Below are 13477 nucleotides of genomic sequence, written 5' to 3' on the forward strand. Positions count from 1 at the left end.
TTAAACTCTGCGCTGAAATTTCTTTTTTTCATTGAGGCACCTGTAATGTTCTGAGATGAGCATATCACCTCTGTTCAGGTGGCCAAATTCAGTAAACCACTACAGTCGAGGGTGTTCAGGTGGGCATATGAGCGTGGCAAAGTGAAGATGAATCCATGCCAGGGGGTGAAGCAATTTAAGGAGCAAGCGCGCACGCGTTACGTCACGGACAAAGAATATGATGCACTATTCAGCGTTTCGTCAGTACCGGTGAAGATTGCCATGGAGTTGGCATATTTATGCTGCGCACGTCAGGGTGACATCCTGGACCTTAAAAAGAGTCAGATACTTGATGAAGGTATTCTAATTCAGCAAAGCAAGACTGCAGTGAGTCAGATTAAAGCCTGGACAGTACGCCTATCGAATGCGATCACCATGGCAGATTCACTTCCGTTGAATAGTGGCATGGTCAGCCTTTACGTAATCCACCAGCAGTCAGGTTCTCGTTATACACGTGATGCTTTTAATGCTCAGTGGATGAAGGCGAAAAAGTTAGCCGCAGAAAAATTTCCTGAGCTCGAATTTAACTTCACGTTCCATGATCTGAAAGCTAAAGGGATATCTGATCTAGAAGGAACACTTCACGAGAAGCAGGAAATTTCAGGTCATAAAAATGCATCACAAACGGCGAGATATAACCGAAAAATTTCTGTAGTACCGGTGGTCGGGGGGCAGTAATGCCCTCCTCAAATACCCAAAAGAACCAAGAACCTTCAAATAAGCATTCTCATTTGAATAATCACATTAAGTTAGCATCATCAAGTTTGAGGAAGGGCGATCTTACTTGAATGTTTCAAATTGCAGATGCGTAAACATTTTATAACCCAGGATCCGCCACATCGTCGATGAACTGTCGAGCTTTGTCATTAAAGCCTACCGCAGAAAAAACGATTGTTAAGCTACCGTCACGGATGGTAACTGTTTGACGGCGCATAAATTCACCAATGAGGTGATTTATTCCTGCTTGTGTATAGGCGTACCAATACATTCCCATAGACGGGTCGCAGTTCTGCCACCAACGCAATTTGGTTCCATTGACATACATGCTTGATGAACTTCCAGATGCTTTACATTCGATACCATTACGAGGCAACAGGTAAGCATTCACATCACCTTTTGCAGACCTTGAAAGAAGCATATACCAATAGCCATCATCTGACATGACTGTCGGTTCACCACGTTTATTTATGTACCACCCCTCGGCATGGACTGGAATGAGAATACAACAAAAGAACAAAACTACTGAAGTAAAGGCGCGCATTTAAAATTCTCCTTAAATTTTCTGCTTAGAGAGATATTTTACTTGTATGAATGTCGAGTTCGGCTTTTCGTTAAATTGCACGAATACCATCATAGAGCAAGAATGTATCACCTGAAGTAAAATTTAACTTGTACTAGGGCACTTCACCGTAAAAATTTTCGAATGGCGAAACGGAATGGCGAAAGAATGGTGAATGGCGAAAAATGGACAATAAAAAACCACCTTTCGGTGGTTTATACGACACTGCTTATCATTGATTTTATTCTATTTTTTCCCATGGTAGCCGGAGTGGGACTTGAACCCACACAGCGCGAACGCCGAGGGATTTTAAATCCCTTGTGTCTACCGATTCCACCATCCGGCCAGGGAAGAAAGTGGAGGCGCGTTCCGGAGTCGAACCGGACTAGACGGATTTGCAATCCGCTACATAACCGCTTTGCTAACGCGCCTTAAATCTGTTGTCTTTCGACCTGCACCCGCAAACTGCCGATGCTTTAATCTGGAGCGGGAAACGAGACTCGAACTCGCGACCCCGACCTTGGCAAGGTCGTGCTCTACCAACTGAGCTATTCCCGCATGTCATCAAGTAACTATTAAACGACTTCCTAATCACTTGATTTCATTGTCGTCCGGCTAACTGTGCCGCCGTTCGATGCGTTGCATTCTACTGATATGACGTTATGAGTCAACGTTATTTTTTGCATCTCAGGATCGTTTGCTGAAAATTAAGCCGAAACGATCACTGTTCAAGCAAATCACCGCGCGCAGCGTTCAAATATTGCAGCATTGACCACAATGTCAGCACCGCCGCAACCCACAGCAGACCAATGCCGGCCCACTCTACCCAGGCATTCGGACGCCACAGCATCCACACCAGCGCCGCCATCTGCGCAGTGGTTTTAACTTTACCGATCCAGGACACCGCCACGCTGCTGCGTTTACCCAGCTCCGCCATCCACTCGCGCAGGGCAGAGATAATAATCTCACGTCCAATCATGGTCGCGGCAGGCAGCGTCACCCACCAGGTATGATAATGTTCCGCCACCAGCACCATCGCGATTGCCACCATCACCTTATCCGCAACCGGATCGAGGAACGCGCCAAAGCGGGTACTCTGGTTCCAGCGACGCGCCAGATAACCGTCAAACCAGTCCGTCACGGCAGCGATCAGGAAAATAAGCGCACAGGCAAAAGGCGCCCAGACGACCGGCAGGTAAAATGCCAGGACGAAGAACGGAATGAGCACAACGCGAAAGAGAGTGAGCAACGTAGGGATATTAAATCGCATGATGACGGTAACTGTCTGTTGTCAGTAAAATTTAGCTCTATGTTGCTACAGAGCCCTCAATGTTTCAACGAGTAGTAGATCTTTTCTGCCAGCCCTTGCGAAATACCCGGCACTTTTGCAATTTCTTCCATACTGGCGTTGAGTAATCCTTGCAATCCGCCCATATACTTCAACAGCATCTGGCGACGTTTTGGCCCGACGCCTTCAATCGTCTCAAGGGTACTTGTATTTTTCACTTTCGCCCGTTTTTTACGGTGCCCGCTGATGGCATGATCGTGCGACTCATCGCGAATATGCTGGATCACGTGCAGCGCAGGGGAATCCGGCGGCAGGCTAAAGCCCTCGCCTTCCGGCTCAAAGAACAGCGTTTCCAGGCCAGCCTTACGATCTGCCCCCTTCGCTACCCCTAGCAGCAGCGGATGGTTCTTGTCCCACTCTACGTCGAGCGATTCGAATACCGCCTTCGCCTGCCCCAACTGCCCTTTCCCGCCGTCGATAAGGATAACGTCCGGGATTTTGCTCTCTTCAATCGCTTTACCATAGCGACGGCGCAGCACCTGGTTCATGGCGGCATAATCGTCACCGGGCGTAATACCAGTGATGTTATAGCGACGATACTCTGCCCGCAGGGGGCCATTCGCATCAAAGACCACACACGACGCCACGGTCTGCTCACCCATCGTATGGCTGATGTCGAAGCATTCCATGCGTTTCACTTCCGGCAGCTTGAGCAGCGTAGCAAGGGCGGTTAAACGCTGGCTGACGGTCGACTGCTGGGACAGTTTGGTGGTCAGCGCCGTGGCGGCATTGGTTCGCGCCAGCTTCAGATAACGCGCGCGATCGCCCCGCGGTTTCGTCTGGACATTCACCCGGCGGCCTGCCAGCTCTGAAAGCGAATCTGCCAGCAGGGTTTTATCGTCGAGCGTGAAGTCTAGAAGGATCTCCGAGGGCAGCGTACGCATCTGGCTGCCCTGCAAATAAAACTGGCCGACAAAAGTCTCCACCACTTCACCCAGCTCAGTGCCGCCCGGCACTTTCGGGAAGTAGCTGCGGCTGCCGAGCACTTTGCCCTGACGAATAAACAGCACGTGAACACAGGCCAGACCGGCGTCAAAGGCAACGCCGATAACATCGAGGTCGTCGCCCGTATTAGAAACAAACTGCTTCTCAGTCACCCTGCGCACCGCCTGGATCTGGTCGCGGATGCGTGCGGCCTCTTCAAATTCCAGCGCCGCGCTGGCTTTTTCCATACGAGTAATCAGTTGCGTCAGCACCTGATCGTCTTTCCCGGCTAAAAACAGGCGGACATATTCCACCTGCTGCGCGTACTCTTCTTCGCTTACCAGCCCTTCAACGCACGGCCCCAGGCAGCGGCCAATCTGATATTGCAGGCACGGCCGGGAACGGTTGCGGTAGACGCTGTTTTCACACTGGCGAACGGGGAAGATTTTTTGCAACAGCGCCAGCGTTTCGCGTACGGCATAACCGTTCGGGAAAGGGCCAAAGTATTCACCTTTCGCATGCTTAGCCCCACGATGCATCGCCAGGCGAGGATGGGTATCACCGCTCAGGAAGATAAACGGGTAGGACTTATCATCGCGCAGCAGGACGTTGTAGCGCGGCTGATACAGCTTGATATAGTTGTGCTCAAGCAGCAGCGCTTCCGTTTCCGTGTGCGTCACGGTGACATCAATGTTGTGGATGAGTGCGACCAGTGCTTCGGTTTTACGGGAGGCAAGATTGCTGCGGAAATAGCTGGAAAGGCGTTTTTTGAGATCTTTCGCCTTACCGACATAGATAACCGTACCGCCAGCGTCGTACATTCGGTAGACGCCCGGCTGGCTGGTGACGGTTTTCAGAAATGCTTTTGAATCGAACGCTTCACTCACTGACTTATTAACGACTCCGCATTGCACAAACCATGGCGAATGGCCAGGTGAGTCAGTTCGACATCACCGTGAATGTTCAATTTACTGAACATCCGATAGCGATAGCTGTTGACCGTTTTCGGGCTGAGATTCAACTGCTCTGAGATCTCATTCACCTTCTGACCTTTAGTGATCATCAGCATAATCTGCAATTCGCGCTCAGACAAACTGGCAAACGGAGATTCCGTTTTTTCCGGTTCAATCTGACTCAGAGCCATCTGTTGAGCAATATCAGAAGCGATGTAACGCTGCCCGGCGTATACGGTGCGGATCGCATTGACAACTTCCTGCGGCGCGGCGCCTTTACTGAGATACCCGGCAGCACCCGCCTGCATAACCCTGGCAGGCAGTGGATTTTCGGTATGGACGGTCAGCATGATGACTTTGGTATCAACGAACATGCGCGCGATTTTGCGCGTGGCTTCAAGCCCGCCAATACCGGGCATGTTCATATCCATCAGCACCACGTCTGCGGAGTTAGCGCGACACCATTTGACGGCATCTTCGCCACAGCACGCCTCGCCGGCAACTTTAATACCCTTTATATCTTCAAGAATGCGTCGTATCCCTGCGCGCACCAGTTCGTGGTCATCAACAAGAAGGACGTTGATCAAAGGAAATGTCTCCAGAATAGGGATAACGCTACTGACTGCTAATTGGGTTTATATTAACGGTTTTCCATGCAAGATTAAAACGCTAAAAAATCGGCTATACGATTCTGGTCTCGTTTTTGGAAATTAGGCTGTACAGCAAGTGGAAAGAAAACCCTTGTCCGCTGGGCTTTTACCGCTATTTTCTAGCATCGATATTCAAAAAGTTACTAAAACAGTTGTTAACTCAAACGAAAAAGAGCGCGCGATTTTTTGTAACAACAATTAACGAATGACGAACCGGGGATAAACATTTAATTGCCGCTAACATATTGGACAGAGTATCTTCATAATCCGCGTCGACCAATAATCGCGGCGCGACAAGTATAAAAAACAACCACTGCATTTTTTGCCATAGCTTGTGGTATACTCCGCCGCCTTAACTTTCATCGTCGCGCTCATGCGCTGTTTTATAATGAGGAAAATAAATGAGCACACCTGAATTTGCCACTGCCGAGAATAACCAGGAACTGGCACAGGAAGTAAACTGCCTGAAGTCGCTGCTGACGCTTATGCTACAGGCGATGGGCCAGGCTGATGCTGGACGTGTGATCATTAAAATGGAAAAACAGATCGCGCAGATGGAAGACCAGGCGGAATCCGCTGTTTTTGCCAATACGGTTAAGCAAATTAAACAAGCCTACCGCCAGTAACAAAAACGGCTGGATGCAAAGCATTCAGCCGTTTTCTCGTCTGACACGCAGAACGTGATATCAGTCAGATAAGTCCCGTCGCCGCGGCATAACACGCTATCTGGATCTTATTCGGTGCGTTGAATTTCTTCTGCATATTCTTCTGGTGGAAATTGACGGTATTTTCCGAGATGGAAAGAATGATGGCGATTTCTGCCGACGTCTTCCCTTCTGCGGTCCACTTCAGAATTTCCCGTTCACGCTTGCTGAATTTCATTTCAGGCGGCATCACCGTCTCATGTTCAAAGCGCAACAGTGTAGTGAGCGCCATCTGAACCAGCATTTGTAAACGCAGCTCAATCTCTTCACTGGATATCGAGTGTGCCTGTAAGCTAGTACATGACACGGAGAGGAAGCCGAGCGCATGATTTGGCAGCATCAGACACTGCGTTATTCCCTTACGTAAACCGTGGTCCCGCGCGCCGTCCCATAATTGCTGGGCATCCGTGAATAATTCATCCGTCCAGGGCAAATGACCCTGAATGAAATTCTCCGGCTTCAGTACCGGGTCAATGGCGAAATAATTCTCGGATTGATATTGCGCCATCCATTGTTGCGGATAACTGGAATGGACGGATGTTCGCGGGCGGGTAAATGGCACAGGGTGTCGAACACAAAGCGCATAATAATCGAATTCAAGCGCCTGCGTTTGTCGCTGAAGTTCCTGATATACCTCGTCAGCACAGGTCATTTCCTGAAACCGGAGGACGCATTCCCGTCGCCAGGTGAAAAAGTCTATATCCCTCATACTTGCCGAATGAAGCCTCTGATAAAGATAATCATTATTATGGTGAATATAACCTAACACATAAAGCAGGATCATTTATATAAAATATCGACCACAGACGGATTATCTTTAATTTGGCGATGGCTTATCCACATCGGGTGGAATAAAAAATCAACAAAACTGAATTTATGGGAGGATAATTTGCTCCAGAAGTGACATCTGGAGCAAATTGAGCGTGAAAATGCTACTGCATTAAGAATTTTTCAAGGAACTGGCGGGTTCGAGGCTGCTGAGGATTGGCAAACAGCGCCTTAGCTGGCCCCTGCTCTACTATTCGCCCCTGATCCATGAAAATTGCCCGATCGGCAACGTCGCGAGCGAAGCTCATTTCATGCGTCACAATCACCATTGTGCGTTTTTCCTGCGCCAACTGTCGGATAGTGTTAAGCACTTCCCCGACCAGCTCAGGATCGAGTGCGGATGTGGGTTCGTCGAACAGGATCACATCCGGGCGCATCGCCAGCGCGCGCGCAATGGCGACACGCTGCTGCTGCCCGCCAGATAACCGACGCGGATAGCTCGTCTCCTTCCCGGCCAGGCCAACCTTTGCCAGCAGCTCGCGGGCGCGGGCCGTCGCGTCTTCCTTTGGTTCACCCTTTACGATGACCGGACCTTCGATAATATTTTCCAGCACCGTACGGTGCGGAAAGAGATTAAAGCTCTGGAATACGAAGCCAACATGCTGACGCAGGCGGCGAATCAGCCCTTTTTGCTGGCTGATGGGTTTCCCGGTATCAATGGTGATATCGCCCACGCGGATCGTCCCACCTTCGGGCTGCTCAAGCAAATTAATGCTGCGCAACAGCGTGGTTTTCCCTGACCCACTCGGGCCGATAATTGCCACCACTTCGCCCTGCTCAACCTCAAGGTCGATGCCGTGCAGCACCGTTTGCCCGTGGAATTTTTTCACCAGGTTTTTGACGTCAATTGCACTCATTTTGGATCTCGCTCCTGGCGGTTAAGCTGGTTTTCAAAATAGTTTTGCAGGGCGGACAGCACCGTCGCCATCACCCAGTAAATCAGCGAGGCCGCCAGATACATGGTAAACACTTCCAGCGTGCGCGAGGTGATCAGCTGCGCCTGACGGAACAGCTCCGGCACCTGAATGGTCGCCGCAAGCGAGGTGTCTTTCACCAGGCTGATAAAGCTGTTGCTCAGCGGAGGTAGCGCCACGCGCGCCGCCTGGGGCAGGATCGCCCGGCGCAGCGTCTGCCACGGGGTCATCCCGATACTGGCCGCCGCTTCCCACTGTCCTTTATCGATGGACGAGATCGCCGCACGCAGCGTTTCAGAGGTGTACGCCGCCGTATTCAGCGACAGGCCAATCATCGCCGCCGGGATCGGATCCAGCTCGATACCGAACTGGGGCAGCCCGTAGTAAATCATAAACAGCTGGGCGATAAGCGGCGTTCCGCGAAACACGGAGATGTAAAACCGCGCCAGCCACCGCACCGGCCAGAAGTTCGACATGCGCATCAGTGCCAGCACAAACCCGAGCACCAGCCCGAAGAACATCCCGCCGATACTGAGCTGTAAAGTAAACACCGCGCCCTTAAGCAAGAACGGCAGCGAATCAATAACCAGTTGAATACTTTCTTGCATTATTATTTTTCTACCTGATTTTTAGACATGGGGATGATAGGCAAACAGCGCAGGCGCCCCGCCAGTATGAACAAACAAAATGGGTCCTTCATCCTTAAAGCGCTTGCGGGCGATGCCGTCGATAAGGCCCGCCATCGCCTTACCGGTATAGACAGGGTCAAGCAGAATACCTTCGAGGCGGGCCAGCAGCTTAACGGCCTCCATCCCTTCATCATTGGGGGTGCCATAACCCGGCGCGAAGTAGTCATCCCACAGCAATATTTCCGCCTTCGCCTGAAGCGCAAGCTGTTCTGCCACCGCCTGTTGCAGGGTGACGACTTTCGGCTTTTGATCCGCAACGCTTCTGGAAACCGTCACGCCAATCAACTCTACGTCCGGCATCAGTTGCTCAAGCCCGACCGCTAAACCGGCATGGGTACCCGCGCTGCCGGACGCCACTACCACCGAGGACAAACTCACCGCGCCTTCGCACTGCTGGGCGATTTCCAGCGCGCTCTCAACATAGCCGAGAGCACCCAGCGCATTCGAGCCGCCAACCGGGATGACGTACGGACGAAAGCCCTGCGCTTCCAGGCGCGTCGCCAGTTCATCAAGCTGTGCAGCCGGGTCGGTCAACGCGTCAACCATTTCAACCTGCACGTTGAACAGATCCAGCATCAGGCGGTTACCGTTAGTCAGGTAATTCTCTGCCTGCGTGCCAATCGGGTTCTCCAGCAGGGCTACGCAGTGAAGGCCCAGCTTCGCCGCCACTGCCGCCGTCTGGCGAACGTGGTTAGACTGAATTGCCCCGGCGGTAATCAGCGTATCCGCGCCCTCGCGCAGGGCATCGGCGGCGAGAAATTCCAGCTTGCGCAGCTTATTCCCGCCCATCGCCATGGGCGTCACATCGTCACGCTTAATGAAAATATCGCGCCCCAGATAGTCAGAAAATCGCGGCAGATACTCCAGCGGCGTGGGTGCGCCGATAAATTCCAGACGGGGAAAGCGCGTTAAATTCTGTAGTGACATGGTTCCTCCGGTCACGCAAACAATTGTTATTTCATTATGCACGCAGACGCGCGAGAAATAAAAAAGGCGCTTTTAAAAGCGCCTTTTTTTGTCGGTCAGAGACTTATTTCGTCACGTCTGCGCCGAACCACTTCTCAGAAAGCGCCTTCAGGCTGCCGTCTTTCTGCATTTCAGCAATGGCAGCATCAATGGCTTTCAGCAGATCTTCGTTACCTTTACGCACCGCCACGCCGGACTCCTGACGGGAGAACGCATCGCCCGCGACGGCCAGGGTATTGTTGGTTTTCTTCACCAGATCCAGCGCTGCCAGGCGGTCAACCAGAATGGCGTCTATACGGCCTACGCGCAGATCCTGGTATTTCGTCGGGTCATCATCATAGGTGCGGATGTCCACGCCCTGCACGTTCTGGCGCAGCCACTCTTCGTAGTTGGTGCCCAGACCGACGCCGACTTTCTTACCTTTCAGATCCGCGGCGGATTTGATGCTGCCTTCGTTACCTTTCTTCACCAGCGCCTGGATACCGGACACGGTGTACGGCGTGGAGAAGTCATACTTCTTCTTACGCTCGTCAGAAATGGTCACCTGGTTAATCACCACGTCGATACGTTTGGAATCCAGTGACGCCAGCATACCATCCCATTTGGTCGGTTTCAGGGAGGCTTTGACGCCGAGATGCTTGGCCAGCTCTTGCGCAAACTCCACTTCAAAACCGGTCAGCTTACCGTCGTCGCCCTGGAAGCTGAACGGAGGATAGGTTCCTTCCAGCCCAACCAGCAGCGTGCCGCGCTCTTTGACTTTGTTGAGCAGATTATCTGCCGCGAACGTTTTCACGCTCATCCCCGCGACCAGCGCAACGGCCATCATCCCCATCAGCGCCTGACGACCCAGAACTGCTAATTTCATAAGTACTCCGATACAGTGGAATTTTTGAGTAGTGTAGAGAAATCGCCTGCAACGTCAAAGGCGGCTGCGCTACATCTTATTCTTTTTTAATATATATCAGAAGTTGTTCCGGCGTGGACTTTCTGCTTTATGACGCCCGGCATCTGGACTTTATATTGCGCGTACTTTCGCAGCGCGATGCGGTAATTGTTGGTACTGGTGGCGGGCAGCCAGGGCTCCAGATTTTCATCCAGGTATCCGGTCGTCAGCAGATCGCGGGAGATATTTTGCATGGTCAAATGCTGACCCAGGCGGCGCAGGCGAACCACGTATTCACGCACGGTGCCGTGACTCATCTCCGTTTGTTCAAACAGGAATTGCTTGAAGCCGATAATATCGAAGAAGTCGCTTTGCTCTTTGCAATGGAGATCGCCACAGAAACGGCAAAGCGCTACCCACTCTTTTTGCTCTTCAAGCCAGGCGGCTTCGTCCATCAGCGTGTCGAGGCGGGAAATCGCAATCTTATTCACGATTTCACCGCGACGAACCAGCGTGATGCGGTCGAGTAATTTTTTACAGTGGGCGCAATGCGTCTGGCTGTGTTTAAAGTCTTTCAGGTAGCGGCTTAAAGGCCGTCTTTTAGATTGCTGCACCGTCATGATAACTCCTGGTTGTCAATACGTTGTGCGGCATTTCCAAGGCGAATGACTCACCTATAACTTACCCAGTTTTGTGCGCAGGCGTTTAATGGCCTGGCTGTGCAGCTGGCTCACCCGTGACTCGCCCACCTCCAGCACGGCGCCAATCTCTTTGAGATTGAGCTCTTCCTGGTAATAGAGGGTTAACACCAGTTGCTCACGTTCCGGTAAAGCTTCAATCGCTTCCATCACGCGCTGACGTAAATTCCCTTCCAGTAAGTGGTGTAACGGGTTTTCTTGCTGATGCTCATCCGTCACCAGCTCGATGCTATCGCCATGCTCTTCGCGCCACTCATCATAAGAGAAGAGTTGGCTGTTATTGGTATCGAGCAACATCTGACGATACTCTTCAACAGGAATGCCCAGGCGCTCCGCCACTTCGGTTTCCGTCGCGTTGCGCCCCAGCTCCTGTTCCAGCTGCCCCATCGCATGCGCCACTTCGCGCGCGTTGCGGCGAACGCTGCGCGGCACCCAGTCGCGGCTGCGCAGCTCGTCCAGCATCGCACCACGAATACGCTGCACTGCGTAAGTCGTAAATGCCGTTCCTTGCAGAGCGTCGTACCGGTCAACTGCATTCAATAACCCGATACCGCCCGCCTGTAGCAGATCGTCCAGTTCCACGCTCGCCGGCAAACGCACCTGGAGGCGCAATGCTTCGTGACGCACCAGCGGAACATAACGCTGCCACAGCGAGTGTTTATCCATTACACCTTCAGCGGTATAGAGTGAATTCACGATAAACAGCCCTGCGTTAGTTGAGTTATCGGCATGATTATCCGATTCTGGAGGGGTTTTAATCGGGTGAATAGTGGGTGAAATGAGGGGTTATTTGGGGGGTTACGCGTAAATGCGGACAGAAAAAACCCCGCCGAAGCGGGGTTTAAGCGTAATCAGGCGATTAGCCTTGCAGCAGAGACAGAACCTGCTGAGGAACCTGGTTAGCTTTGGACAGCACGGAGTTACCGGCCTGCTGGATAATCTGCGCTTTGGACATGTTGGACACTTCGGTCGCATAGTCGGCGTCCTGGATACGGGACTGCGCTTCAGACAGGTTGGTAGTGGTGTTGTTCAGGTTGGTTACCGCAGAGCTCAGACGGTTCTGTACCGCACCCAGAGAAGAACGGAATTTATCGATGGAGCTGATAGCGTCGTCCAAGGCTTTCAGTGGGTCAGTAGTGGCAGTAGTAGCAGTCTGAGCGTCAGTGGTGATCTTACCATTCGCATCTTTGTGCGCAACCTTGCCAGAACCATTGGTGATAGAGCCATCAGTCTGAATAAAATAAGTAGCTGTATTTGTGGTGGTTAATGCAGCGTTGTTATCAACATACACATCCGCAGCACCGTTTTTAACCGCACCGGCGTTGTCAACGGCATAGCCGGTAGATGTTGTATAACCTGCTGCAGCAGCACCGCTCTGCAGTTTGTCAGCGCTGATAGAGGCATTAGTAACATCGATAGTACCAGCCGTACCGCCTGCCAGAGTCAGGGTTTCGCCAGATGCAGTGGTAATAGAAGAAGCAATCGCAGTACCACCGCCGTTAGCCTGCAGACCAGCCAGTGTTGCAACTGGTGGGGTACCCGCGCTGTTTTTGGTCAGGTTGCCGGTAGTATCCAGATACAGAGCAGCACCATCATCTTTAGCGGTTAAAGTACCGTCTTTAGCAATGATGACGTCTTGTTTAGTTGTACCGATAGTAACGGTAGCTGAGGTAGTGTCGCCCGCAGATGGGTTCAGGTAGCTCAGAACCTGTGCAGAGGTCGCGCCTGTTACACCGAAAGTAAACTTGTCGTTTGCTTTATCGTAGGTGTAGGTATTTGCTGCTCCTGAGAGACCATCAGCAACAGTGCCAGCACTGAGGACAGTGTCACCATTTGCCAGGCTACCTAATACATCTGCAGAAGATGCAGCTTTAAATCCTGCAGAACCTGTGTACGTATTACCAGCCAGGGTAAAGCCAGCAGCGGTCATATCGGCTGCAGTTGCAACTGCGTTGGCTACGCCACCTTTACCGTTAACGTTAAAACCGGACAGTTTCAGAGTATTAGAGTCTATTTGTTTCAGGTCGATGGTGATGGTCTGGCCATCGTTCGCGCCAACCTGAATTTTCATGGAGCCGTCTTTTGCCAGCACGTTCACGCCGTTGAACTGGGTCTGACCAGATACGCGGTCAATTTCGTCCAGACGGGATTTGATTTCATCCTGAATTGAGTCCAGGTCAGACTGGGAGTTAGTACCGGTAGAAGACTGAACGGTCAGCTCACGAATACGCTGTAAGTTGTTGTTGATTTCAGACAGTGCGCCTTCAGTAGTCTGTGCAACAGAGATGCCGTCGTTAGCGTTACGTGCAGCCTGAGTCAGACCTTTGATGTTGGAGGTGAAGCGGTTAGCAATCGCCTGGCCAGCAGCATCATCTTTTGCGCTGTTGATACGCAGACCAGATGACAGACGCTCAATGGCGGTAGACATTGAAGACTGGTTCTTGTTGATGTTGTTCTGAGTGATCAGCGAGAGGCTGTTGGTATTAATGACTTGTGCCATGATTACGTTTCCTGTTGTTCATCAAATCTGTGGGTTAGATTTGGGTTTCCACCCTTCGGCTTCATCGCCGTCAATGGTGTTATCGTCTGGTCCAAACCAACC

The 13477-nt window shown here is 51.6% G+C and carries 14 protein-coding genes, 3 tRNA genes and 1 pseudogene; 3 read left to right on the plus strand and 15 right to left on the minus strand.

Features of this window, described 5'->3' with window-relative positions:
• Window positions 1-99: 99 nt before the first annotated feature.
• A pseudogene (locus ACOTZP_RS15315) lies at window positions 100-717 on the plus strand (tyrosine-type recombinase/integrase); the annotation flags it as partial.
• 139 nt (window positions 718-856) lie between these two features.
• Here ACOTZP_RS15315 and ACOTZP_RS15320 read toward each other — a convergent pair.
• The 7 genes from ACOTZP_RS15320 to uvrY form a co-directional block, all read right to left on the minus strand.
• Entirely contained in the window at window positions 857-1300 is a 444-nt protein-coding gene (locus tag ACOTZP_RS15320; protein WP_165472875.1) for a hypothetical protein, read from the minus strand.
• Between the two features lie 277 nt (window positions 1301-1577).
• A tRNA-Leu gene (locus ACOTZP_RS15325) sits at window positions 1578-1664 on the minus strand.
• Window positions 1665-1675: 11 nt separating this feature from the next.
• Window positions 1676-1749, minus strand: a tRNA-Cys gene (locus ACOTZP_RS15330).
• A gap of 51 nt (window positions 1750-1800) precedes the next feature.
• A tRNA-Gly gene (locus ACOTZP_RS15335) sits at window positions 1801-1876 on the minus strand.
• Window positions 1877-2039: 163 nt separating this feature from the next.
• Window positions 2040-2588, minus strand: a complete 549-nt coding sequence (gene pgsA / locus ACOTZP_RS15340; protein ID WP_003859652.1) for a CDP-diacylglycerol--glycerol-3-phosphate 3-phosphatidyltransferase — start codon at window positions 2586-2588, stop codon at window positions 2040-2042.
• 56 nt (window positions 2589-2644) lie between these two features.
• Window positions 2645-4477 carry an excinuclease ABC subunit UvrC gene (uvrC, locus tag ACOTZP_RS15345; protein ID WP_045337574.1) on the minus strand — a complete coding sequence of 611 codons (1833 nt, stop codon included), beginning with the start codon at window positions 4475-4477 and terminating at the stop codon, window positions 2645-2647.
• Entirely contained in the window at window positions 4474-5130 is a 657-nt protein-coding gene (gene uvrY, locus ACOTZP_RS15350) for a UvrY/SirA/GacA family response regulator transcription factor (protein ID WP_003859647.1), read from the minus strand. The genes uvrC and uvrY overlap by 4 nt, the downstream gene beginning before the upstream one ends.
• Window positions 5131-5527: 397 nt before the next feature.
• On the opposite strand from uvrY, the gene ACOTZP_RS15355 reads away from it, so the two are divergent.
• Window positions 5528-5608 (plus strand): hypothetical protein, encoded by an 81-nt coding sequence (locus ACOTZP_RS15355; RefSeq protein WP_418235935.1) that lies wholly within the window; start codon window positions 5528-5530, stop codon window positions 5606-5608.
• Window positions 5595-5819, plus strand: a complete 225-nt coding sequence (locus ACOTZP_RS15360) for a DUF2594 family protein (RefSeq protein WP_003859644.1) — start codon at window positions 5595-5597, stop codon at window positions 5817-5819. The genes ACOTZP_RS15355 and ACOTZP_RS15360 overlap by 14 nt, the downstream gene beginning before the upstream one ends.
• A 64-nt stretch (window positions 5820-5883) precedes the next feature.
• Here the strand turns inward: ACOTZP_RS15360 and sdiA are convergent, their stop codons facing one another.
• The 8 genes from sdiA to ACOTZP_RS15400 form a co-directional block, all read right to left on the minus strand.
• Window positions 5884-6606, minus strand: coding sequence for a transcriptional regulator SdiA (gene sdiA, locus ACOTZP_RS15365; protein ID WP_032622448.1), 723 nt, complete (start codon window positions 6604-6606; stop codon window positions 5884-5886).
• Window positions 6607-6829: 223 nt separating this feature from the next.
• Window positions 6830-7582: an L-cystine ABC transporter ATP-binding protein TcyN gene (gene tcyN / locus ACOTZP_RS15370; RefSeq protein ID WP_023306513.1), complete on the minus strand. Its 753-nt coding sequence runs from the start codon at window positions 7580-7582 to the stop codon at window positions 6830-6832.
• Window positions 7579-8247, minus strand: a complete 669-nt coding sequence (gene tcyL / locus ACOTZP_RS15375) for a cystine ABC transporter permease (protein ID WP_271074851.1) — start codon at window positions 8245-8247, stop codon at window positions 7579-7581. The genes tcyN and tcyL overlap by 4 nt, the downstream gene beginning before the upstream one ends.
• 21 nt (window positions 8248-8268) lie before the next feature.
• A complete protein-coding gene (gene dcyD / locus ACOTZP_RS15380; protein WP_022648541.1) occupies window positions 8269-9255 on the minus strand; it encodes a D-cysteine desulfhydrase in 987 nt (328 codons plus the stop codon).
• Between the two features lie 103 nt (window positions 9256-9358).
• Entirely contained in the window at window positions 9359-10159 is an 801-nt protein-coding gene (gene tcyJ, locus ACOTZP_RS15385; protein WP_023300481.1) for a cystine ABC transporter substrate-binding protein, read from the minus strand.
• An 86-nt stretch (window positions 10160-10245) separates the two neighbouring features.
• Window positions 10246-10797 carry a flagella biosynthesis regulatory protein FliZ gene (gene fliZ, locus ACOTZP_RS15390; protein WP_023300482.1) on the minus strand — a complete coding sequence of 184 codons (552 nt, stop codon included), beginning with the start codon at window positions 10795-10797 and terminating at the stop codon, window positions 10246-10248.
• Window positions 10798-10851: 54 nt separating this feature from the next.
• The gene (locus ACOTZP_RS15395) at window positions 10852-11571 is read right to left on the minus strand and encodes an RNA polymerase sigma factor FliA (RefSeq protein ID WP_003859623.1); all 720 of its coding nucleotides are present in this window, start codon (window positions 11569-11571) and stop codon (window positions 10852-10854) included.
• Between the two features lie 163 nt (window positions 11572-11734).
• A complete protein-coding gene (locus ACOTZP_RS15400) occupies window positions 11735-13375 on the minus strand; it encodes a FliC/FljB family flagellin (protein WP_271074849.1) in 1641 nt (546 codons plus the stop codon).
• Window positions 13376-13477: the final 102 nt, after the last annotated feature.

The sequence above is a fragment of the Enterobacter cloacae complex sp. SYL001 genome, from assembly GCF_049237025.1.
In the GTDB taxonomy this organism is placed as follows: Bacteria; Pseudomonadota; Gammaproteobacteria; order Enterobacterales; family Enterobacteriaceae; genus Enterobacter; species Enterobacter intestinihominis.